The following is a 22,293-nucleotide window of genomic DNA, read 5'->3' as shown; positions in this document are numbered from 1 at the left end:
ACCGGATTAGATCAAAGGGGCAAGGTCACAAGCGACAAGGCCTTGCTCACCAAGGTCCGCGACCGTCTTCTGGAAGCCAAGAAGAGCTGGCTGTCGATTGACTATGCCGGCATACAGAGAATGGCCACCGGAGATGTTTCGGCTTCGCTTGACTGGAGCGGTTCCGCGTTGAAGCGGCGTACTGAAAACCACAGCATCGCTTATGGCCTTCCTAGAGAAGGCTTCACCTATGGCTCTGACAATGTGGTGGTTCTGAAGGATGCTCCAGATCTGGAGAACGCCAAGCTCTTTCAAAACTTCATCATGGCGCCCGAAAACGCAGCATTGAATTCGGTCTATGCCAAATATGGAGCGGCCATCATCGGCGCCGAGAAATACTATACCGATGATATTAAGGGTGCTCCGGAGCTCAACATTCCCGACGATATGAAATCAAAGGGTGAGCTTCTGACGCTTTGCGACCCGAAGATCACGCAGCTCTACAGTCGTATCTGGCAGGACGTCCAGAAGTAGGTGCTCATGTCGGTCCGTTGGCGATGTCTGCACTCCGTTCGACGATAGCGCGTGTCCTATCGGCGGCATAACTCCAGCTGAGTGATTCATTTTGGGGACAATATGAAAGATGAATCTACGCCGGGCGTAGCCATTCGGTTGAGCCAGGTGACCAAGACCTACGGTTCCGGAAACGCCATCGTCACAGCGGTCAAGAGCACGACCCTGGACATCTTCAACAATGAGTTTTTCACGTTGCTCGGGCCGTCGGGCTGCGGGAAAACCACTCTATTGCGCCTGATAGGCGGTTTCGAATATCCGACGGCCGGCACCATCCTTCTCGGTGGCGAGGATATTGCCTCGGTACCTCCGTTCCAACGCCCCATCAATACCGTCTTCCAGAACTACGCTCTTTTCCCGCACATGACGGTTGCGCAGAACATCGGCTTTGGGCTGCGGATGCTGAAACGGCGCCGCCACGAAATCGCTGCCCGTGTCGATGAGATGTTGAAACTCGTGCGGCTGGAAAATCTGTCTGATCGGCGAACAAGTCAGATATCGGGCGGCCAACAGCAGCGGGTCGCGCTGGCGCGCGCGCTCGCATCCGAGCCGAAGGTTTTGCTACTCGACGAGTCACTTTCGGCGCTGGACTACAAACTCCGCAAGGAAATGCAGATGGAGCTCAAATCGCTCCAGGCTGCGACGGGCATCACTTTCATTTTCGTGACGCATGACCAGGAGGAGGCTTTGACGATGTCAGATCGCGTCGCCGTGCTGTCTTCAGGTGAAATAATGCAAGTCGGAACCCCGCACGAAGTCTAAATCAAGCCTGCAAATCACTTCGTCGCGAATTTCGTCGGTGAGACGAATTTTCTGCAGGGGAGAGGGCTCAATTCGGATGATCGCGGGGCCGTGATCGATCTTCGGGGGATCGGCGCCGTCGCCATTCCGACGAAGGACAGGGTTGCGCCCGGTCAGCTGGTGAACATCGTCGTTCGGCCCGAGCATTTGCGAATTTTTCCGTTGAACCAGGAGCCGGCCGGCCAACTTACCGGGTTCGTGAAGACGGTAAGTTTCTGCGGTGCCGAGACGCAGTACACAGTCGAACTGAGCAATGGCGCGGCTGTTGTCACGGTCCGCAGGTATAATTCGCCGGAGGAAAATCTCTCCATCGCGATCGGGGACGAGGTCTCGGTGAAGTTCACATCGAACTCAGCCCAGATCCTACCCGGTTGAGAGGCGTAGAGATGGCAAGTCTTGAAGCAGTCCGGACTAAATCAGCAAGCCGAACGCGATGGCTTATGATCAGTCCCGCGGTTCTGGTCGTCATTATAGGTGCGATCGCACCCCTTCTGGTTATCGTGACTTATTCATTCTTGACCCCTGGTTCGACCGGCGGCGTGAACTTTACCCCATCTTTCGATGCCTGGACGCGCGTCCTTTTTGACCGAGACGTCTTCGACGACACGCTGACGCTGTCAGGGACGAACCTCGAGATTCTGCTGCGCTCGCTTCTCTTGTCGCTGGCAACCACGGTTCTGTGCCTGCTCGTGGGATTTCCCACCGCCTACTTCATCGCGACCCTCAATCCGCTCAACCGGGAGGTATGGCTTTTGCTCGTCACTGTTCCGTTCTGGACAAATCTCCTGATCCGCACGTTCGCCATACAGGATCTGATCCGGAACGAAGGGATCATAAATACACTTCTGACCAAGGCAGGATTGATTTCCGAACCGATACAAATGCTGTTTACGAATTTCGCGATTTGCCTCGGACTGGTCTACGTCTACCTGCCTCTCATGATCTTGCCTGTCTACGCAAGTCTGGAACGGCAGGACCGAAGCCTGCTCGAGGCGGCGTCCGACCTGTACGCTCGTCCATTCAATGTGCTTCGCGAAATCATCGTACCACTTGCCAGACCCGGCATTATCGCCGGCTCCATTCTTGTGTTCATCCCTGCAATCGGAACCTATGTCACCCCCATCCTACTCGGTGGCGGCAGAAATCTTGTGATTGGCAACTACATCGAATTTCAGTTCGGCCAAGGCCGCGATTGGCCTTTCGGCTCCGCGCTTTCGCTGGCCCTGATGGGCATCGTGATGGTGGCGCTTCTCGTCTACATCCGTCATGGCGACAGCCACGGACACGAACATGGCTAAAGCGTTCCCGGTAACCCACCAGCCTGGCTTCGGCGCTGTCGCCATCACGACGTTCATTTTCCTCTACGCACCATTGGCAGTCGCGCTCGTTTTTGCGTTCAATGCCGGGACCAGTCCTGCGAAATGGGGAGGATTTTCGCTTCGATGGTTTCAAAGCGCCGCAAACAATCAGCAAGTGATCAGTGCTTCTATCCTGTCGCTGAAACTTGCCGCCATATCGGCCACCTTGTCGACAACGTTGGCGGCGCTGGCCGCATTGGCCATGAGCCGGACCCCAAGGTTTCGAGGGTGGACATTAGCCTATAGTGCAATTTCTGTTCCGCTGATGGTGCCTGAGATCGTTACTGCCGTCGCGCTGCTGATTGTAACCGCTACATTTCGTGGCTGGACCGGCTATTCTGGTCTCGGATACTTGATCCTGGCGCACACGGCGTTCTGCGTGCCGTTCGCCTATCTCCCGATCCGTGCCCGCCTCCAGACGATGGACATAAGCCTGGAACGTGCTGCCGGTGATCTGTACGCATCGCCGTGGAACGCGTTTCGCTTCGTCACAATGCCTTTGCTTTTCCCAGGCATTCTGGCGGGCTTCATCCTCGCCTTTGTCACGTCGCTGGATGACGTCGTGATCACCGAATTCGTAAAGACGGCCGGCCAGGACACCCTGCCTACTTATATGCTTGGCCAGGTGCGCCGCACGATTACTCCTGAGGTCAATGCGATAGCGGCCGTTTTCTTGCTGATCTCCGTGGCGCTTGTCATTTGCATCTACGTCGTGAACCAGCGAACGAAGATCAATTGAAGTCTCAATTTCTCACATCCCGTCTTGATATCCGCAACGTGGGCAATGCTCTATGAAAACGATTTTCTCGCCGATACAGCTGAAACACCAGGGTCAATTCGAATTTTACAATGGCGCTGTTGTCGAGGGTTATGAGAACACATCGCGCGCGCAACGTTCATAACAAGCCGGATCGAGGAGGTGCGTCTCGGGCCCGTTCTTAACCCACGGCCGCAGTCCCTGGATACCGCCAAACGGATTCACTCACCTGCCTATCTCGACTTTATAGCGTCAGCGTGGCGGCTTTGGCGGGACGCTGGACGGAGGGGTACAGCTCTTCCCTACGCTTGGCCGGCGAGAGGCAGGTACAAGGATGTCGCGCCAGACTCTATCGACGCCCTACTAGGACAATATTCGATCGATGCCAGCACAGGGTTTGTCGAAGGCACCTGGGAAGCCGTCAAGGCTTCGCATGACACCGCCGTGACCGCGGCAGATTTGATCATCGAGGGCGAACAGGCTTGTTTTGCCCTTTGCCGTCCGCCCGGCCACCACGCCGGAACCGATTTCAATGGCGGCTATTGTTTCGTCAACAATGCTGCCGTCGCCGCGCAGCGCCTGCTGGACGCTGGCGCCTCGCGCGTGACAATTCTGGACATCGACTATCACCACGGCAACGGCACACAAGAGATATTCTACGCGCGCGGTGACGTTCAGGTTGTCAGCCTTCACGCCGATCCCCGTAATGATTATCCGTTTTTTGCCGGCTACGCGGATGAACGAGGTTCCGGCAGCGGAGAGGGGTTCAACATCAACATACCGCTTCCGCATGGCACCGACTGGGCGCAATGGGAGGGCGCACTTGACTTCGCGCTTGGCAGCGTCCGGCAGTTTGGCCCTGACGTAGTCGTCATCTCCCATGGCGTTGACACCTTCGAGGGCGATCCGATCAGCCGCTTCCGACTTTCCCACGACCATTTTCCGCTTATCGGCGCCCACCTGGCAGGCCTCGGGACGAAAACCCTGTTCGTTCTGGAAGGCGGCTATGCCGTCGAAGACGTCGGCATCAATGTTGTCGGGGTTCTTTCTGGCTATGAAGATGCCATCCGCCGTTGAGCCACTGGCAAGAACGAACAACAATCTTACTGGAGCAAGCATGCAGTCCGACAACGCATCGAAATTCTATATCGACGGACGATGGGTGATGCCGGGCGGGGCTGGCCGAATGGACGTGATCAATCCCGCGACCCGAACATCCGTTCATGCAGATTGCGATCGGCACTATCGAAGATGCCGACTTGGCCGTAAAAGCCGCTTTCGCGGCCTTCCCGGCTTTCTCACAAACAAGCAAGAACGAGAGGCTGGAACTCCTGCGCAATGTCCTACGATGCTACAATGATCGCTATGACGATATCGCGCGGGCCGTCAGCACGGAACTCGGTGCACCGTTGACATTTTCCCGCGCGGCCCAAGCCTGGGCGGGACAGATTCATTTGGAGTCGACAATCGCGGCTCTTGAAGCATTCAGCTTCGACGAGCACTACGCAAGCTCGCTGATCACCTGGGAGCCTATCGGCGTTTGCGCGCTCATCACGCCGTGGAATTGGCCACTGAACCAAATCGTCTGCAAAGTCGCGCCGGCTCTTGCGGCGGGCTGTACAGTCGTGCTGAAGCCGTCCGAGTTGGCGCCCCTCAGTGCGATCATCTTCGCGGAAGTGCTTGAGAAAGCCGGAATACCCAAGGGTGTCTTCAACCTCATCAATGGGACAGGACCTGAGGTCGGACAGTATCTAGCAGGTCATCCTCGCGTCGATATGGTGTCCTTCACAGGATCCACTCGCGCGGGCATCATGGTCGCCAAAACTGCCGCTGAAACTGTCAAGCGCGTGGCTCAGGAGTTAGGCGGAAAATCGGCCAATATCGTGCTGGCCGACGCTGACCTGGAGAATGCGGTCGTCAAGGGTGTCGAGGCGTGTTTCAGCAATTCGGGCCAATCTTGCGACGCGCCAACGCGCCTTTTGGTCCCGGCCGATCGCCATGCCGAGGCGCTCGACATCGCGAGGCGGGTCGCCGCCGCCACCCGCGTCGGAGATCCTTCACGTGAAGATACCGATATGGGGCCAGTGATCAGCCAGCAGCAATTCGACAAGATCCAGCGGATGATTGGTCTTGGCATCGAAGAAGGCGCCACCCTGGTTGCAGGCGGACCAGGCAAACCTGAGGGTCTCGATGTTGGCTTCTACGTCAAGCCAACGATCTTCGGTGGCGTTACGCCTGAGATGACGATTGCCCGCGAGGAAATTTTTGGTCCGGTCCTGTCGATTATTCCCTACGATACCGAGGCGGACGCGATACGGATCGCGAACGACTCGATCTACGGTCTGGCCGCCTACGTGCAAAGCGGCAACCTGGAAAGAGCAAGAGCGGTCGCACGCAAACTGCAAGCCGGCTCAGTCTACGTCAACTATGCGCCGTGGGATACGCATGCACCGTTCGGCGGTTATAAACAGTCCGGGAATGGCCGCGAATACAGCCACTGGGGAATACGCGACTTTATGGAGGTCAAGGGGATTGTAGGTTGGGGGGCGTGACCGTCGTCCCCCCTCGGCGACAGCTCAAAACCGTCGCGAAAGGACGTCTGAAGCCAGTGAACGCTGAGGATATGGAGCAAGTGCGGTGACGATGCGGGACGCCCCTTGGGGATGCTAACCCTTCAGGGTTTGAGAGGGTGTTTCGCCGAAAAGCGACTTGTAGCGCAGCGCAAAGCGGCTCCAGTGAAAGAAGCCCCAATCCATTGCTATGTCAGATACTTTCCGCGGCGAACAACGAGCGTGCAGCAAGTCGCGGCGGGCGCCGTTGAGGCGAAGCATCATCAGGATTCTGTCGAGAGGGATCTGCGTGAAACTTTGGCAGGATGCCCTGAGGTTAAAGGCCGATATACCAAGATCTCGCGACAGCGACTTCACCGAATGGGGCATATCAGGCGCATCGAAAATTCGATCGCGGATCTTTCTATAGATTTTTTCTGTCTGCGCTATGTGCGGCGTTTGGCGAACAAGGCTTTTCTGGAAAAGCAGCTCGAAACGATCTGTAATGACGTCCGCGAGCACGTCATCGAAGTCTCCCCACGCGCAGGGATGCGATTGTTGGCGAGCGCCACCGAGCAACGACAACAGCCAGTCTGCAAGAAAAGCCGCATTTTCTAGCGGCGGTTCGACAAGCTCCGCTATTCTGCTGCGGTCCTCGTCCGCAACAGCATCACGCCTCAGGACGAGCATCAGCAGGTCGCTATCGGCGTCCATGAACCCGATGCGATTGGTCCAGTTTAAGGCGAAACCTGAGACGCCGGGCGCTTTTTCGCCGCGGACCAATTCGCTTCGATCGCGCTTAGGGTAGTAATAGAAGATCATGCTACCTTCAGGCGCCGAGAACATTTGTTCCGTGCCGACACTGATGGTCTCGCGCAAAATCTCCACGCCTGGGAGCAGGATAGCCATGGTTCGACCGTCATAGCCGCCGGTCGAGACCTGTCGGTATTCCTGCCGCCAACCTGGCAAGGACGCTTCCTGCTCCGTTGCGTCATGGAAGGTGGTCTCAAGATACACGCCGCGCGCACCTCCTGCACTACTCTGAAGAATTTAGCGCCGAACCCTCGGTTGAAGAAATTTCAGGACAAGACATCACTCGTTCGCCTGTGCGGCTATCCTAGCGCGGGACGTCGCTCGTCGCTACCGTACCACGCTCCGATTTCAGCCTCATAGGCAAGGGCGATACTCAATACCTCCTGATCGCAATATGTCTTGCCGACTATCTGAATTCCAGTGGGCACTCCATTTGGAGCGAGCCCGGAAGGCATGTTGACGACCGGACAGCGGCTGAGCGTGTTGAAAGGGTGAGTCATCAACCAGCCCAACATCGGCTCGACATCCTGCCCGTTGATCTGAAGTCCATTTGCCGGATCAAAGTCCGCACTGACGGCGGGTATTGCCAGCGATGGGCAAATGAAGGCGTCAAACGTCTCCATCATCGGGCCGAACGTCTGATACATTTCGCCGGCCACCTCAAGCGATCCGAGGTACTCGCTCATTCCCTTCGCACGAGCACTTTCGGCGAAGGTGCGCGTATAGCCGCATAAATCGTCGCCATGCGTGTCAAGGTATTGCGCTACCCATGTCCCAAAGATTGACGCAAGATAATCGCGCGCAGCGTCCTCGGCGCGCGCGGTCCAGCCGAGATCGACCTCGATCACCTCCGCGCCCATTTCTCTAAAACGGTTGATCGCTTCGACGGTGTTGTTCCGCACATCCTCGCTGACTTGTTTGAAACCGAGATCGATGGAGTAGGCGATTCTCTTCGATTTCATGTCTGCGGGTTTGGGCTCTACTTCGATTTTCGGCCGAAGCGAGGCTACGTCGAGAGGGTGGGGACCACTCATGATGTTTTGCATCAGGATGCAGTCGCCAACGCTACGAGCAAGCGGGCCGGGGTGGTTGTAGAAATCGAAGCTAAAGGGGGCGAGATCGGCATTTCGCCCATATGGCGGCTTGTAGCCGACCAATCCGCACGCTGACGCGGGAATGCGAATGGACCCGCCGATGTCTGAACCGGAGGCGAGCGTCGTGAATCCGGCGGCCAGCGCCGCTGCGGAACCGCCGGAAGAACCGCCGGTGGTGAATTCGCGGTTCCACGGATTGCGTGTGACGCCCCACAGGCGCGAATGGGTGAAGCCGGCGCAAGAAAATTCAGGCGTTGTGGTTCGGCCCATGACCACCGCCCCGGCATCGATCAGATGCTCGTTCACCGGCGATGTCACCGAGGCGACCTCATTTTGAAAGATCAGCGAACCGAATGTCGTGATCTTGCCTGCAATCAAGCTCTCGTCCTTGATGGCCACGGGAATGCCCTCAAGTGGCCGTACGTTCGTACCGCTGCTGTATCGGCGTTCAGCCTCTTTTGCCGCGGCGATCGCATCGTCGGCATACAGAAATGAAAATGCGTTGATGTCGGAGCCGACTGCCGCGATGCGCTCCAACTGCGCGTTGAGAAGCTCGACGGGTGACAAGCTTTTCTTTCGAAAGGCCGCGAGCGCTTCAGTGGCGGATAAATAGCAGAGTTCCAAATCGCTCAAGCTTGTGCTCCGATGAATAACCGCTAGTCAGCTGCCGACTGCGTTGGGCAGGCTGACCTGCGATGGTATTATCATCGGATCGTTGACCTCTATCCTTCCCGTTTCGGGTCAGTGCCCACTTATTGGGCATTTTGTATCGTTTCGGAGTCCATCGCGTCGGATGGCCTCGCCGTTGGCGGGGGGCCACCACCTGATGCGGCTGCTGAAGCTGATGGTCATCGCTGCGAGCGCTGCCTCATGGACGTTCAGCTTGCGTGCTTGTTGGCGTTTTCCGACTTCTGTACGGCGGACAGCAGCCATTCGACAAACAACGGGGCATCTGGATGGCGGCTGCTGCCTGCTGGTTGGATCAGATGAAACGCTTCATCGATAGGCACCGCGAGAGGAAACGGCGCTATCAATCGGCCGGAGGCCAGGGCATGTCCGGCGAGGGAACTGCGGCCCAGTGCTACGCCTGCACAGTCCGCCGCCAACTCAAACGCCGTCAAGGACGAGTCGAGATGCAACCCTGAACCGGCATCGACTTGCTGGGCTCCAGCCGCCTTTAGCCAGATGCCCCAGCCTTCATGATAGCCCAGCACGTGCAACAGGCGATGATGACGCAGGTCCTGCGGACTGTTCAGAGGATTGCGGCTAGGCAAGTCGGGTGCGCAAAGGGGCGTGATGGTTTCCCAAGTTAGGCGATGGCTGTTGAACCCAGGCCAGTGTCCGGTGCCGTATTGGATGTCGAGATCGAAGTCCTGCGCGTCAAAGGCGTCATTCCAGACGCTCGACAGCAAGCGGATGTTCTTGCCCGGATAACGTTCGAGATATTCGGGCAAGCGCTGAGCCAGCCAATTGACGGCGAAGGAAATGGCGCATCGCACAGTCAGCGAGCTGGTCCGGCGCTGGCCAAACACCTCACGCGTACCGATAGCCAGCCGTTCCATCGCATCCTGCACCTTGGGCAGATAGGCGGCGCCAGATTTGGTGAGCTCCAGGCCGCGCGGGCGGCGGATGAACAGCACATGGTGCAGATGGTGCTCCAACGACTTCACATGTTTGGACACCGCGGCTTGCGTGATGTGCAATTCGGAGGCGGCATGGGTGAAACTGAGCGTACGGGCCGAAGCCTCGAATGCGCGTAGCCATGTCAGAGGCGGGAGGTAACGGTTCATAGCGCGCTCCAAAACACAGCCATAACTTTTTGTATAGGCATGCCCCCCTAATACGTCCTTTGACGAAACCCCGCCAGCCGGATCATTGGTTGTCGACCATAGGGGGAGGGGCCGATGTTTTCAGTTTTCCCAACGGCGCGATTGCGGCCGTCACCGTTTTACGCCTCGGCCGTCGCCGAAGGTATGACCGCGGCCAGCATCTATAACCGGATGATCATGCCCACGTCTTATGGTGATCCCGAGGCTGAATACTGGCGACTGATCAACGGCGTCTCTCAATGGGATGTCGGCGTGGAACGCCAGGTGCAACTGAAAGGGCCGGATGCGGGCCGCCTGGCGCAGATCCTGTCACCGCGCGATCTGTCCAACTGCAAAGTCGGTCAGGGCAAATATGTGCCGCTATGCAACCATAGAGGCACGATCATCAATGATCCGATTCTGCTGAAGCTGGCGGATGACCTTTATTGGCTATCGATTGCCGATAGCGACATCTGGTTTTGGGCCAGCGCCATTGCTGCCGAACGTGGCCTGACCGTCGAGGTCAGCGAGCCTGACGTCTCCCCGATGGCGCTGCAAGGGCCGAAAGCCGAGGATGTCGTGGCCCATGTATTGGGCGATTGGGTTCGACAGCTGAAGTATTTCTGGTTCAAGGAAACCGAAATTGAAGGCATTCCGGTGGCCGTTCAGCGGTCTGGCTGGTCCAAGCAAGGTGGGTTCGAGATCTATCTGAAAGACGGGACTCGGGGAACTCAGCTTTGGAATATCTTCAAGGAGGCGGGCCAGCCCTGGGGCATCGGCCCAGGCGCTCCTGCCACGGCGGAACGCACCGAAAGCGGGCTTGTGTCGGTCGGTGGTGATACCGACGAGGCGACCAATCCGTTCGAGGTGCGTCTGGGCAAGTACGTTGATCTTGATGTCGGCGATGACGTCGTGGGCATCCAGGCGCTGCGCCGGATCAAGGCGGAGGGTGTGAAACGCCATCAGCTCGGTATTGTGCTTAAGGGCGATGCCCCTGCTCCCCTGGGCTTCCGCCGCCAAGACATCATCCGCAATGGCCAGCGCATCGGCATGATGACCAATTGCGTCTGGTCGCCGCGTCTGAAAGCCAACATCGGCTATGCGCTGATCGACGCAGGCGTGCCTGCAGGCGAAACAGTGCAGGTGATGCGCGATCAGGGGCCGGTTTCTGCCAACCTCGTAGTGTTGCCTTTTCTGTAACGCCGGGACCTTGGCCATAGGATCAGAGCATGAGACAGCACTACGACGCCGCCCGCCGCGATGACGCCAATTACGTGGCCCTGTCTCCACTGTCATTCCTGAAAAGGGCCGAGTTGGTCTACTCCGGGCGCACTGCGGTGACTTATGGCGACATAAGGCGCACATGGGCACAGACTGGCGCTCGCTGCCGTTCGGTCGCGGCGGGGCTGGCGGCTTTGGGCGTGGGGCCGGGGGACACGCTTTCGGTGCTGTCGCCAAACATTCCTGAACTCTTCGAACTGCACTATGCCGTACCCTTGTTGGGGGCTGTTTTGAACACGATCAACACCCGCCTGGAGCCGGAAACCGTCGCCTATATCCTGGCGCATTCGGACTCGACGCTGGTGATTGCCGATACAGCCTTCGCGCCCCTGCTGCGTGAAGCCTTTCGATTGAATGGCAACACGCTCCCTGTGGTTGATATCGTCGATGCGCAGGCGCAGGCTTCTGCCGGGCTTGGCAAAAGCAGCTATGACGATCTGGCGGCTCATCCTCCCATGGTATGGGAGCTGCCCAAGGATGAGTGGCAGGCGCTGGCGCTGAACTATACTTCGGGCACTTCGGGGCGGCCGAAGGGCGTGATTTATCATCACCGCGGCGCCTATCTGATGGCGATGGGGACGATTGCCGCATGGGCCTTGCCGCAGCACCCGACCTACCTGTCAGTCGTGCCCATGTTTCACTGCAACGGCTGGACGCATCCTTGGTCGATGGCGATCGTCGGAGCCAACATGGTTTTTACCCGCGATGCCTCGCCTGGCAAATTGCTGGAAGCCATGGCGGCGCACCGAGTCACCCATGTGGGAGCTGCCCCCATCGTGCTGCAGATGCTGTGCGACAGCCGAGATGCTTCCGCGCAGCCCTTCAATCCCCAGATCAGGGTCATGACCGCGGGTGCACCGCCTCCGCCCGCAGTTCTGGAAAAGGCCGCACAAATGGGTCTGGATGTGATGCAGGTGTACGGACTGACCGAAACCTACGGTCATATTTCCCAATGCCTTTGGCGGGACGAATGGGAAGCCCTGTCTGTTTCTGCAAGAGCTGAAAAACAGGCGATGCAGGGCGTCGCCTTCCCGATGGTCGAAGACATCCGCGTGGTCGACAGAGAAACGGGCGCGGATGTGCCGCGCGATGGGCTGACGCAGGGTGAGATCGCCATTCGCGGCAATACGGTGATGAAGGGTTATTACAAGGACGCGACCGCCACCGCGGCGGCCTTCGAGTCTGGCTGGTTCTGGTCCGGCGATGCCGCGGTGGTGCATCCAGACGGTTATATTCAAATCCGGGACCGGCTGAAGGATGTGATCATCTCTGGTGGGGAAAACATCTCGTCGGTCGAGGTCGAGTCCGTTCTATACCGACATCCCGCGATCATCCTTGCGGCTGTGGTGGCCCGTCCGCATCCGAAATGGGGCGAAAGCCCATGCGCCTTTGTTGAACTACGCGAGGGCGCGAGCGTGACCGAGGCGGAAATCATTGCCTTTTGTCGTGCCCATATCGCGCATTTCAAAGCACCGAAAACCGTGGTGTTCGGCCCTTTGCCAAAAACCGCGACAGGCAAGATTCAGAAGTTCATTCTGCGGGCGGCAGCCCGTGACCTGGGGCCTCAGGCATGACATTTCAAGCACCGGTCAAGGACCTGATGTTCAATATCGCCCACATCGCGCCATGGTCGGGCGATGCGGTGAATGATCTCGAGACGGCCTCAGCCGTCCTCGAAGAGTTCGGCCGCTTTTGTGCTGAGGAAATCGAGCCGCTCAATGCAGTGGGCGACCGCATCGGCTCGCATTATGACAGAGGTCGTGTCCAAACGCCGCCCGGCTTCCGTGAGGCCTATGCCAAGTTTGTGGACATGGGCTGGCAAGGGCTGCGTCACCCGTCGGAATTCGGCGGGCATGATATGCCCCGCTCTGTCGCCGCTGCCGCTACCGAAATCATCAACGCGGCCAATATGAGTTTCGCGCTATGCCCCCTGTTGACCGATGGCGCGATCGAGGCGCTTCTCCGTTTCGGGTCGCCTGAAATCCAACAGACCTATCTGCACAAGCTGGTTTCCGGCAGATGGACCGGCACGATGAATCTGACCGAGCCGCAGGCGGGCAGCGATCTGGCCCTGATACGGACAAGGGCCGAACGCCAGGCGAATGGCACCTATCAGATCTCCGGAACAAAAATCTTCACCACCTATGGCGAGCATGATCTGGCCGAGAATATCATCCACCTCGTCCTTGCTCGAACGCCTGGCGCGCCCGACGGCGTCAAGGGCATCAGCCTGTTTCTGGTGCCGAAACTGCTGGTGGGCGAAAGTGGCGAACCCGGCGCGCAAAATTCACTCCGCTGTCAAAGCATCGAACACAAGCTCGGCGTCAGGGCGAGCCCGACGTGCATGCTCGAATTCGAAGGCGCCACCGGCTTTCTGATTGGCCGCGAAAACGCCGGGCTGGAAATCATGTTCGCGATGATGAACGCGGCCCGCTTCGCCGTAGGCGTTCAAGGGGTTGCGATAGGCGAGCGTGTCTATCAGATGGCTCTGGCCTATGCAAAGACCCGTATCCAGGGCCGCCCAGTCGATGGTAGCGCATTCGAGCCAGTTCCCATTATCCGTCACCCGGATGTCCGCCGCATGCTGGCGCATATGCGGGCCACGACCGAAGCGTGCCGGGCCCTTGCCGCCTCGGCCGCCGGATGGCAGGACCGTGCACAGTTAGCGGCGACGCCGGAACTGAGAGCGGAGGCCTTGGCGATAGCAGAATTTCTTGTGCCGCTGGTCAAGGGCTTCTGCACGGAGATGAGCCTACAGACAGCTTCAACCGGGGTGCAGATTTATGGTGGCATGGGGTTTATCGAAGAAACCGGCGTTGCCCAGCACTACCGCGACGCACGAATCTTGCCGATCTACGAGGGCACAACAGCCATCCAGGCCAATGATCTGCTAGGCCGCAAGACGCTTCGAGACGGTGGAACAACGGCGAGACGTATCGCTGCAATGATAGCTCAAACAGAAAATGCCCTTCGGCAAGGCTCGCCCGCGGCGCAAGAGATCGCAGCGCAGCTATCTTGCGCGCGCGAAGCATTCGAGTCCGTCGTGGCCCATCTGGTTGCTGTCAGGCCAACGGATCTAAACGCCGCTTATGCAGGCGCCGTGCCCTACCTGATGCTGGCTGGCAATCTTGTCGCGGGCTGGCAACTGGCACGCTCGGTCCTTGTCGCCGAAGCGGGACTGAAGGACGGTGGAGATCCCGAGTTCATGGCGGGCAAAATCGCCACGGCCCGGTTCTACGCGCAACACATTCTCAATGAGGCCGACCTTCAGCGAGCCCGCGTCATGGACGGCGCCGCAAGCCTGTTGGACATCGGATTCTGAGTCGAACCATCACCCATCTTCACCTCGCGAACAGGACCGCAACATGGCCATCCAAATCGACATGACCCGATACGAGAACCTTGCCGTCGAGGCTCATGACGAGGGGGTTTGGGTCGTAACCCTGAACCGTCCCACCAAACGCAATGCGCTGGATGCAAATACGATCGAAGAACTGGTCGACTTTTTTTCCACCGCTCCTCGCGCGGGCGTGCGCGCGATCGTGTTGGCCGGGTCGGGGGACCATTTCTGCGCCGGACTTGACTTGATTGAACATCATCAAGCTGACCGCAGCCCAGCGGATTTCATGCATATTTGCCTGCGCTGGCACGAGGCCTTCAACAAGATGGAATATGGCGGCGTGCCGATTATCGCGGCCCTGAACGGCGCGGTTGTGGGCGGTGGGCTGGAACTGGCCAGCGCGGCCCATATCCGGGTGATGGACAAGACGACTTATTTTGCGCTGCCTGAAGGCCAACGCGGACTTTTCACCGGCGGCGGCGCCACTATCCGCGTCACCGATCTGGTGGGCAAGTCGCGCATGATCGACATGATGCTGACGGGCCGGGTGTATCAGGGGCAAGAAGCGGTCGATCTGGGGCTCGCGCAGTACATTGTCGAAGGCTCAAGCTTCGAGAAGGCCCTGGAGCTCGCTCACAAGGCGGCGCAGAACCTGCCGCTGTCTAACTTCGCAATTTGCTCCGCTGTGAGCCACATGCAAAATATGTCTGCTCTGGATGCCGCTTATGCCGAGGCTGTCGTTGCGGGTGTGGTGAACACCCAGCCCGAGGCGCGGTCTCGACTCGCCGCCTTCGCCGACAAAAGCGCGGCACGTGTGCGGGCCAACTATTGAGATCCGGGATTGGTTTGTAACTGAATTGCCTTCAGGCGGGGCTTGGTCACTAAGGCGGGCACCCCTGTGCAATAGAAGGAATGCGCCGTTCGGGTTGATGAGACGGCGGGTGCCGTTTCAGGAGTAACACCCGCGCTCCACCGCCAGCCGCTTCACCAGCGCCGACACCGCGTCGATCGCCGGTGTCGGCCGGTCCGTCAGGCGGCCGAGTTCCTGCACGGCGCTGACCAGCGCGTCGATTTCCATCGTCCGGCCGCGCTCCAGGTCCTGCAGCATCGAGGTCTTGTGCTCGCCGACGTCGCCGGCGCCCTTGATGCGGCGGTCGACCGCGATGGGAAAGCGCACGCCCAGGCTTTCGCCGATCGCCTGCGCTTCCAGCATCATGGTGCGGGCGAGCGCGCGGGTGCCGTCGTCGGCGACGATTGCGGCAAGCGTCGAGCCGGTCAGCGCCGAAATCGGGTTGAAGGACAGGTTGCCCCACAGCTTCACCCAGATTTCGCTGCGGATGTCGTCGCGCACCGGCGCCTGCAGGCCGGCCTTGACCATTTCCTCGGCGAGCCGCGTGACGCGCTCGCTCTTCTCGCCGGAAGGTTCACCGAGCGAGAAGCGTCTGCCCTCGACATGGCGGATGAGGCCCGGTGCGTCGACCTCGACGGCGGGATAGACCACCGAGCCGATGACGCGCTGCGGCCCGATCCGCTGCCAGATCGCGCCGCCCGGGTCGACACTGTCGAGCCTGGCGCCTTCGAGCGGTCCGCTCAGTCCGTGAAAGTACCACCAGGGCACGCCGTTCTGCATGGTGACGACCGCGGTGTCCGGTCCCAGCAGCGGTTCGATCTGGTCGAGCGCCGGGGTCAGCGAATGGGCCTTCAGCGCCAGCACGACAATGTCCTGCACGCCGAGTTCCTCGGCCTTCGCGGCGGCCCGGACGGGCGCCACCGATTCCTGGCCGTCCTCGATCAGGCGCAGGCCGTTTGCCTGGATCGCTTCGAGATGCGCGCCGCGCGCGACGATCGACAGCTCGGCGCGGCCGGCGATCGCCAGCTTGGCGGCGAGATAACCGCAAAATGCGATCGCCTGGGCCTGCAGAATGCGATCCTCAATCTCGTGTTCAACGCGCGCGATGCAATGCCTGACGGCGGCTCGATCTCGATAGACGCCGCAATGGCGGGTCACGGCCGCACCGCCCTTGTCGAGGTCCGCGTCGCAGACCAGGGTATCGGCATGACCCAGGAAACCATGGCCCGCGCCTTCGATCCTTTCTTCACCACCAAGTGCCCAGGGCTGGGCGGTATCGGCTTGCCGATGGTGAAGCATTTCGCCGAGCAGCACGACGGAAGTGTCGAAATCAACAGCGCACTCGGGTCAGGCACAACTGTGATCTTGCGATTGCCTGCGGCTCTCCAGTGATCTGAATGCCGATGAGTTCGCTTCCTGCTGCGCGGATTTTCGGCGGGATATATTTAGGACGCAGGAAACGGCTTCATCGACTCGCAGGGCGAATTGCGTGCACCTACCCCAGATTGTCCCGGTGGAGGATCTCGTCGTCGATCAGATAGGCATGTGGCTCAGATAGGCATGTGGCAAGGCCCGGCAAAGTCAGAAAAACGACGGTTTCGATTCCTGCCACGTAGAAGGGTCATACCTTTCCGTCCTTGTGCACACCGGCTGCTCGAACACGCTTGAATGGGACGCCGCGGAAGACTGTCTCAATGGCTTTGAGCAGGGCAAAGCTCGAGTTCGCGTGCTGCTGTCCAGGTTTGCCGTTTTCACCCAAGGTCGACATTCGGGCTGCCAGGATAGCTGCCAGGTCCTCGGCCATTTCGGGCCGGTCGAGCAGCAACGGAGCGAAGCTCGCCTGGTCTATCGCGTAAACCACGGCGTGGCTCATCGCCCGCAATGTCGACTTCTCGCCCAAGCCGGCGAGCAAGCCGTTCTCCCCGAAGAAATCGCCGGGCGCCAAGTGGCCGATTTCCTCGAAACGAGCGTGGTCTTCGCGTTGTCGAACGATGACGCCGGTCTGGACGATCATGAGAGTTGGCAGCATCTCTCCCTGTCGTGCGATGATGTCGCCCTTGCGATAAGTGCGCACCGAGACCGTTGCCGCAAGAGTCTCCTGTTCGTCTTCTGTTAGGGCCGAGAATATCGGTATGGCCCTGATAAGTTCGATAGGGGTGACTGGCGGGGGAAGAGCCGTCTGTTCTATCGGCAGAGCGGGCATCGAAATCGAAGAGGAAGGCTCGGCCAGCAGCAACCCTGTGGATTTCACATGGCGGTAGACGAGATCGATGATTTCATTCCTCGCCGGGACGCGTCGATGGACATCTGCAACATAGAAAAGCAATTCGACCTCGATCGCCCTTGCATCCAGACCCTTGATCGCAACCAATGGTGGGGGTTCCTTCAGGATGGAGTCGCAACTCAGCAAGGCCATGCGCATCACATCCACGACAATCGCCGGCATCTTCGTCGGCGCCAGTCTTACTGAGAGCGAAAGTCCGTTGTTTTCGTCGGGGCTACTCACATTGGTCAGGCCAAGCTTGGCCAGGAAACTGTTCGGGAGTACGACAATATTGTGAGCCCAAGTGAGCAGGTGGGTCGACCGCCAGTTTGTCTCAACAACACGACCTTCGGTGCCGTCGCTGAGCACGATCCAATCGCCGAGCACATAGGGGCGACCAAGGGTTAGTGCGACGCCTGAGAATAGATCGCTTAGCGTATTCTGGAGCGCCAAGCCCAGCATGATGGCAAAGACGCCCGATGTGGCGATAAGCGTCCCGACGGGAACGGCGAAGACGAAAGCGAGGATCGATAGCAACGTTCCAACGTAGACGACACCGACGACGAGCTCCTGCAGAAGGCGCGCCTCACGCGGCTTTCCCTCGAAGACAAGGTAGATGCGGACAAAGCCGATCAATGCCCAAGCGAAATGAAGCCACCATAGTACTTTGGCAGATCCGATGAGGATCGCTTCAGGTGTTGCCACATCGCCCCGCGCCGGCTCGTAGGGAACGACCGTGCCGTCCAGGAGCAGGACCGACATCACAAGGAAGAAGGCGATCTGAACGACCAGTCGTACGTTAGCCAACCGCATCGGAATCAGGTGCCACACGACAATTCCGGCAAGGCCAACCAGCACGATGTAGAGAAGGGGGGAATTCCACAAGTTCATGACTGCAGTCGCGTCGGCCATCGTGGGCCACCCGCCTATTTCGGCTCTGGATGCGGCTGATGGCCGGTATCTCGCGGAGCGGTGAGAGTTGACGCTGCCTTATTCCTCTCCAGGACTGCCTCGGTTATCGAGTTGGGCAGGCGCCGTGGCGTCTCGAGGAATCCGAGTAGCGGCATGGCGACGATGAAGAACGCGAAATAGTAGAGAGTCGCAATCTGGGACATCGTGACATAGGCGCCTTCCGCGGGCTGCGAGCCGAGCCAGCCGAGAAAGAGGGCGTTGGCCACGAACAGCCAGAAGAAGAACCTGTACCACGGCCTGTAAACCGCCGACCGCACCTTTGAAGTGTCGAGCCACGGCACCAAGAATAGAACGGCGATTGAGCTGAACATCGCGAGCACTCCGCCGAGTTTGGAATTGATCGGTCCGACGTTGAAGGTTATGGCGCGTAGGATCGCGTAGAACGGCAGGAAGTACCATTCCGGCACGATGTGAGCAGGTGTCTTCAGCGGGTTTGCGATCGTGTAGTTGTCGGGATGGCCGAGAAAATTTGGCAGATAGAAGACGAAATAGGCAAAGAAGAACAGGAACACGATAATGCCGAACGCGTCCTTCACGGTAGCGTAGGGCGTGAAGTCCACAACGTCGGTCTTTGATTTCACCTCAATGCCGGTAGGATTGTTCTGGCCGACTACGTGAAGCGCCCAGATGTGCAATGTCACCACCCCGACTAGCAAAAACGGTAGCAGGTAATGCAGCGCAAAGAAGCGGTTCAGCGTTGGATTGCCGACTGCGTATCCGCCGAGCAGCAATTGCTGGATCCAGTCGCCGACCAGTGGAATGGCGCTGAAGAAGCCGGTGATGACAGTGGCGCCCCAGTAACTCATCTGGCCCCAGGGCAGCACGTAGCCAATGAAGGCCGTCGCCATCATCACCAGCAAGTTGGTACAACCGAGTACCCACAGAATTCTCGCGGTGATTTATACGAGCCATAATAGAGCCCGCGGCAAATGTGGATGTAAACCGCGATGAAGAAGAACGAGGCGCCATTCGAATGCAGGGAACGCAGCAGCCAGCCCGAATTCACGTCGCGCACGATCTTTTCGACTGAATCGAAGGCCAGCGTGGTGTCGGCCGCATAGTGCATGGCCAGCACGACGCCGGTCAGGATCTGCGCCACCAGCATGATCGTGAGAATGCCACCGAACGTATAAGCGTAGTTCAGGTTGCGCGGGACGGGATAAACGATGAAGGAGTCATGCACCAACCGCGGCAGCGGTAGGCGGGCGTCGAACCAGCGTTCGATACCGGTCTTGGGCTTGTAGGTCGAGTGTCCCTCACGCATCCGAATGTCCTCTGCCCTAGCCGATACTGATCTTGGTGTCGGAAATGAATTGGAACACCGGCACCGCCATGTTCTCAGGTGCCGGTCCCTTTCGGATGCGGCCGGCGGTGTCGTATTGCGACCCGTGGCATGGACAGAGCCAGCTGCCGAGGTCGCCTTCCTGGGCGAACGGAATGCAGCCCAGATGCGTGCAAACCTGGACCATCACAATCCAGGCTTCCTTGCCCGGTGTGGTACGGTTGGCATCGGTCGCCGGCGCGTCGGCTGGCAGATTGGCATTGCGAGCGATCGGGTCCTTGAGATCGGTCAATTTGAGGGCCTCGCTGTTCTTCCTCTCTTTTTCGGTACGGTTGCGCACGACGACGGGCTTACCGTTCCAGTTCACGACCAGCGACGTTCCCGGCGTTAGAGAGGAGACGTCGACCTCGACCGAGCCCGGCACCTCGGGGGTCAGTGCGTGCTCGGCATTGCCGGTTTCCCGTTCGGAAATATCGGCCATGATGGCGGCTCCTACGTTGTCGAAAAGCTGCCTCGATGGCGATTGCCGCTATCGAGCAACCAAAGGCCACGCTCTTCGAATTTTCTTCATGCGGAGAACCACAATTGCAGGCGTGGCGGGATGTGGGCCATCGTGCCAAGGGCCGGAGTGTCCGATACTTTCGTTTATGATCTTGCGGGCAGCTATCGGCCTGGATTTGGAGCAGAGGATCGATCCCCTGCTCGCAAAACCAGCGTTCATGTCTGATGGCGCGTCTTCAGCCGACAGCGGCAAGGAGATCGTGGCGACCACATCAAGGTATGGATGGTAGCGCGCCTTTCAATTGAGTACCGTGTAGGCACCCGTGCAAAGAAACTACCGCGGTTTGGGCTATCAGGCACACAGAGGGAATTCGTCATGTCGAGGCTGAAAGGTAAGGCCACGCTGATTACCGGCGGCACCAGCGGCATCGGTCTGGCGACGGCCCGCCGCTTTCTTGAGGAAGGCGCGCGCGTCGCCATCACCGGCACCAATGCCGGCCGTCTTGAGGAGGCTCGCGCCAGTCTCGGCGGCGATGCAGTCGTCATTGCGGCGGACGCCGGAGATGTCGCAGCGCAGGACATGATCGCACGACAGGTCGAAGCAAAGTTCGGCAAGCTCGACGCCGTTTTCGTCAACGCCGGCATCGCCGATTTGCGACCGGTGGGTGATTGGACCGAAGATGCATTCGACAGGAGCATCGATATCGATCTCAAAGGGCCTTATTTCCTCATCAAGGCGCTCGTGCCGCTGCTGTCGAACCCGTCCTCGATCATTCTCAGCGGTTCGGTCAACGCGCATTTGGGAATGGGCGGAACGCACGTCTATGCGCTGGCCAAGGCCGGGATGATTTCGCTTGCCCGTACGCTCTCGGGCGAACTGATAGGGCGCGGCATCCGCGCCAACGTGATCAGCCCCGGCCCGATCGACACGCCGCTCAACGACAAACTCGGCCTCGATCCGGCGGCGGCGAAAGCGCGCGCCAAGGCGGTGGTCGGTCTGGTGCCCGCTGGCCGTTTCGGAACTGCCGACGAGATCGCCAACGCGGTGGTGTTCCTCGCCTCCGACGAATGCCGCTTCATGGTCGGTTCGGAAATGCTGATCGACGGCGGCTTGAGCATTATGTAGGCAGCAATTGACGTTCGGGCCGGCTCCACTTTCCAGCGTCCACCGGCCTCGATGACGCCAATGCGGTATCCCTTTTCCGCGGCGCGGAGCGCGGCAACGCTTCCACCAAATCCAGAGCCGACCACAACGACGTCATAGTCAAAGTTCGTCGTAAGCTCGTTCATTGCTGGGGCAGCGCCTGCTTCACCATCCGGCCCGTGTCGCAGGACTGCGTTTCAACACGACCCAACTCACGACCAGAAGCCACGCGATACAAACGACGGGCGAAATGGATCGCGAATAGGCACCGTCCGGTGCCCAGAAGCCGCCACTTAACCAAGTGGTGCCGCCCAGCAATACAAGGACGACGGCCGCGATCCCCACCGCGAAGAGCGCGTTCGAGATCAGTTTGGAACGCCAGAGGCCGAACGCCGCCGCCATGACCAGCATCGCGCGAGGAAACGAACTCAACGCGACGCTGGCCCATGCGAAGTCGTTCAGTCCCGATGTGAGCGTTTGATTTGCGGAGCCCGCGATTGAGTGTGCGAGGGCAGCGCTAACGGTGATGAGCAAGAGGAACATCCCTGCGAACACGGCGCTGGACGCGGTCGCCGCCGCGCCCCAACCGTCCTGTCCTGCATCAGCCAAAGTTGCCCTGAGCGCCGCCGCAAACCACATGAGATTGAGGACGGCGAAGCCGGAGAAAACCGCAGCGATCAGGATCCGCGCGCGACCGCCGTCGTAAAAGGCGACCAGTGCGTCGTCTGGCGCACCGATCTGTGGCTGATAGCCATATATGATGTACGCGATGATGAAGAGGCCGACGGCCTGGATGCCACTCGACCGCCACAGGCGTTCCCAGAAGGCAGGTGTGGTGTATGTGTTGGTAGATGCGGGGATGTGCTCATCATCTTTGCCCTCTCAAGTTGAAGTGGATTGGGAATCGGAAGCCTTCGGCCGCGCACCT

General features: G+C 59.2%; 17 protein-coding genes and 4 pseudogenes. 12 read left to right on the top strand and 9 right to left on the bottom strand.

Annotation, left to right across the window (positions count from 1 at the left end; genetic code table 11):
* The 6 genes and pseudogenes from DH10_RS16430 to DH10_RS16405 all read left to right on the top strand — a co-directional run.
* Window positions 1-513 (top strand): extracellular solute-binding protein (locus DH10_RS16430; protein WP_192385002.1); only part of this gene is annotated, 513 nt, incomplete at its 5' end.
* A 102-nt stretch (window positions 514-615) separates the two neighbouring features.
* Window positions 616-1,728, top strand: a pseudogene (locus DH10_RS16425) (ABC transporter ATP-binding protein).
* An 11-nt stretch (window positions 1,729-1,739) separates the two neighbouring features.
* A complete protein-coding gene (locus DH10_RS16420; RefSeq protein ID WP_192385001.1) occupies window positions 1,740-2,651 on the top strand; it encodes an ABC transporter permease in 912 nt (303 codons plus the stop codon).
* Window positions 2,644-3,450, top strand: coding sequence for an ABC transporter permease (locus tag DH10_RS16415; RefSeq protein ID WP_192257070.1), 807 nt, complete (start codon window positions 2,644-2,646; stop codon window positions 3,448-3,450). Before DH10_RS16420 ends, DH10_RS16415 begins: the two co-directional genes overlap by 8 nt.
* A gap of 180 nt (window positions 3,451-3,630) precedes the next feature.
* Complete coding sequence (locus DH10_RS16410; RefSeq protein ID WP_312891341.1) at window positions 3,631-4,545, top strand: histone deacetylase family protein; 915 nt, start codon at window positions 3,631-3,633, stop codon at window positions 4,543-4,545.
* Between the two features lie 40 nt (window positions 4,546-4,585).
* Window positions 4,586-6,020, top strand: a pseudogene (locus DH10_RS16405) (aldehyde dehydrogenase family protein).
* 114 nt (window positions 6,021-6,134) lie between these two features.
* Here the strand turns inward: DH10_RS16405 and DH10_RS16400 are convergent.
* The 3 genes from DH10_RS16400 to DH10_RS16390 form a co-directional block, all read right to left on the bottom strand.
* On the bottom strand, window positions 6,135-7,034 hold the full coding sequence (locus DH10_RS16400; protein WP_192257068.1) for a helix-turn-helix domain-containing protein: 900 nt from the start codon (window positions 7,032-7,034) through the stop codon (window positions 6,135-6,137).
* A 95-nt stretch (window positions 7,035-7,129) separates the two neighbouring features.
* On the bottom strand, window positions 7,130-8,557 hold the full coding sequence (locus DH10_RS16395; RefSeq protein WP_192385000.1) for an amidase: 1,428 nt from the start codon (window positions 8,555-8,557) through the stop codon (window positions 7,130-7,132).
* Between the two features lie 245 nt (window positions 8,558-8,802).
* On the bottom strand, window positions 8,803-9,714 hold the full coding sequence (locus DH10_RS16390; protein WP_192257066.1) for a LysR substrate-binding domain-containing protein: 912 nt from the start codon (window positions 9,712-9,714) through the stop codon (window positions 8,803-8,805).
* 114 nt (window positions 9,715-9,828) lie between these two features.
* On the opposite strand from DH10_RS16390, the gene DH10_RS16385 reads away from it, so the two are divergent.
* From DH10_RS16385 to DH10_RS16370, 4 genes are read left to right on the top strand one after another with little or no spacing between them, the layout of a single operon-like run.
* Window positions 9,829-10,932 (top strand): glycine cleavage T C-terminal barrel domain-containing protein, encoded by a 1,104-nt coding sequence (locus tag DH10_RS16385; RefSeq protein WP_192257065.1) that lies wholly within the window; start codon window positions 9,829-9,831, stop codon window positions 10,930-10,932.
* 29 nt (window positions 10,933-10,961) lie between these two features.
* Window positions 10,962-12,587, top strand: a complete 1,626-nt coding sequence (locus tag DH10_RS16380; protein ID WP_192384999.1) for an acyl-CoA synthetase — start codon at window positions 10,962-10,964, stop codon at window positions 12,585-12,587.
* Window positions 12,584-14,335 carry an acyl-CoA dehydrogenase family protein gene (locus tag DH10_RS16375; RefSeq protein ID WP_192384998.1) on the top strand — a complete coding sequence of 584 codons (1,752 nt, stop codon included), beginning with the start codon at window positions 12,584-12,586 and terminating at the stop codon, window positions 14,333-14,335. Before DH10_RS16380 ends, DH10_RS16375 begins: the two co-directional genes overlap by 4 nt.
* Window positions 14,336-14,378: 43 nt before the next feature.
* Window positions 14,379-15,185, top strand: a complete 807-nt coding sequence (locus DH10_RS16370; protein WP_210325357.1) for a crotonase/enoyl-CoA hydratase family protein — start codon at window positions 14,379-14,381, stop codon at window positions 15,183-15,185.
* A gap of 117 nt (window positions 15,186-15,302) precedes the next feature.
* Here DH10_RS16370 and DH10_RS16365 read toward each other — a convergent pair whose 3' ends face one another.
* Entirely contained in the window at window positions 15,303-16,277 is a 975-nt protein-coding gene (locus tag DH10_RS16365) for a 2-dehydropantoate 2-reductase (RefSeq protein WP_192257088.1), read from the bottom strand.
* Between DH10_RS16365 and DH10_RS16360 the strand changes: the two genes are divergently transcribed.
* Window positions 16,179-16,595 carry a sensor histidine kinase gene (locus tag DH10_RS16360; RefSeq protein ID WP_192257062.1) on the top strand — a complete coding sequence of 139 codons (417 nt, stop codon included), beginning with the start codon at window positions 16,179-16,181 and terminating at the stop codon, window positions 16,593-16,595. The genes DH10_RS16365 and DH10_RS16360 overlap by 99 nt on opposite strands.
* Window positions 16,596-16,824: 229 nt before the next feature.
* Here DH10_RS16360 and DH10_RS16355 read toward each other — a convergent pair whose 3' ends face one another.
* The 3 genes and pseudogenes from DH10_RS16355 to petA all read right to left on the bottom strand — a co-directional run bounded on the left by DH10_RS16355 (window position 16,825) and on the right by petA (window position 20,201).
* Entirely contained in the window at window positions 16,825-18,378 is a 1,554-nt protein-coding gene (locus DH10_RS16355; protein WP_192257060.1) for a mechanosensitive ion channel family protein, read from the bottom strand.
* Window positions 18,379-18,392: 14 nt separating this feature from the next.
* A pseudogene (locus tag DH10_RS16350) lies at window positions 18,393-19,702 on the bottom strand (cytochrome b).
* A 16-nt stretch (window positions 19,703-19,718) separates the two neighbouring features.
* The gene (petA, locus tag DH10_RS16345) at window positions 19,719-20,201 is read right to left on the bottom strand and encodes a ubiquinol-cytochrome c reductase iron-sulfur subunit (RefSeq protein WP_192384997.1); all 483 of its coding nucleotides are present in this window, start codon (window positions 20,199-20,201) and stop codon (window positions 19,719-19,721) included.
* Between the two features lie 396 nt (window positions 20,202-20,597).
* Here petA and DH10_RS16340 point away from each other — a divergent pair, with 396 nt between their 5' ends.
* Window positions 20,598-21,347 carry an SDR family oxidoreductase gene (locus DH10_RS16340; protein WP_192257054.1) on the top strand — a complete coding sequence of 250 codons (750 nt, stop codon included), beginning with the start codon at window positions 20,598-20,600 and terminating at the stop codon, window positions 21,345-21,347.
* Between the two features lie 26 nt (window positions 21,348-21,373).
* Here DH10_RS16340 and DH10_RS37925 read toward each other — a convergent pair.
* Window positions 21,374-21,511: pseudogene (locus DH10_RS37925) on the bottom strand (FAD-binding protein); the annotation flags it as partial.
* Between the two features lie 19 nt (window positions 21,512-21,530).
* Window positions 21,531-21,899 (bottom strand): hypothetical protein, encoded by a 369-nt coding sequence (locus DH10_RS16330; protein WP_192257052.1) that lies wholly within the window; start codon window positions 21,897-21,899, stop codon window positions 21,531-21,533.
* Window positions 21,900-22,293 lie beyond the last annotated feature (394 nt).

The organism is Mesorhizobium silamurunense (assembly GCF_014843825.1).
GTDB lineage: Bacteria > Pseudomonadota > Alphaproteobacteria > Rhizobiales > Rhizobiaceae > Mesorhizobium > Mesorhizobium silamurunense.
Note: the sequence above shows the minus strand (reverse complement) of the source record. Positions and strands in the feature narration are given on the sequence as shown.

Bases quoted from the DNA above. Each gene is read 5' to 3' on its own strand.
- DH10_RS16420 (WP_192385001.1), top strand. From the start codon at position 1,740: ATGGCAAGTCTTGAAGCAGTCCGGACTAAATCAGCAAGCCGAACGCGA.
- DH10_RS16415 (WP_192257070.1), top strand. From the start codon at position 2,644: ATGGCTAAAGCGTTCCCGGTAACCCACCAGCCTGGCTTCGGCGCTGTC.
- DH10_RS16390 (WP_192257066.1), bottom strand. From the start codon at position 9,714: ATGAACCGTTACCTCCCGCCTCTGACATGGCTACGCGCATTCGAGGCT.
- DH10_RS16385 (WP_192257065.1), top strand. From the start codon at position 9,829: ATGTTTTCAGTTTTCCCAACGGCGCGATTGCGGCCGTCACCGTTTTAC.
- DH10_RS16380 (WP_192384999.1), top strand. From the start codon at position 10,962: ATGAGACAGCACTACGACGCCGCCCGCCGCGATGACGCCAATTACGTG.
- DH10_RS16375 (WP_192384998.1), top strand. From the start codon at position 12,584: ATGACATTTCAAGCACCGGTCAAGGACCTGATGTTCAATATCGCCCAC.
- DH10_RS16370 (WP_210325357.1), top strand. From the start codon at position 14,379: ATGGCCATCCAAATCGACATGACCCGATACGAGAACCTTGCCGTCGAG.
- DH10_RS16360 (WP_192257062.1), top strand. From the start codon at position 16,179: ATGCGCGCCGCGCGCGACGATCGACAGCTCGGCGCGGCCGGCGATCGC.
- DH10_RS16355 (WP_192257060.1), bottom strand. From the start codon at position 18,378: ATGGCCGACGCGACTGCAGTCATGAACTTGTGGAATTCCCCCCTTCTC.
- petA (WP_192384997.1), bottom strand. From the start codon at position 20,201: ATGGCCGATATTTCCGAACGGGAAACCGGCAATGCCGAGCACGCACTG.
- DH10_RS16340 (WP_192257054.1), top strand. From the start codon at position 20,598: ATGTCGAGGCTGAAAGGTAAGGCCACGCTGATTACCGGCGGCACCAGC.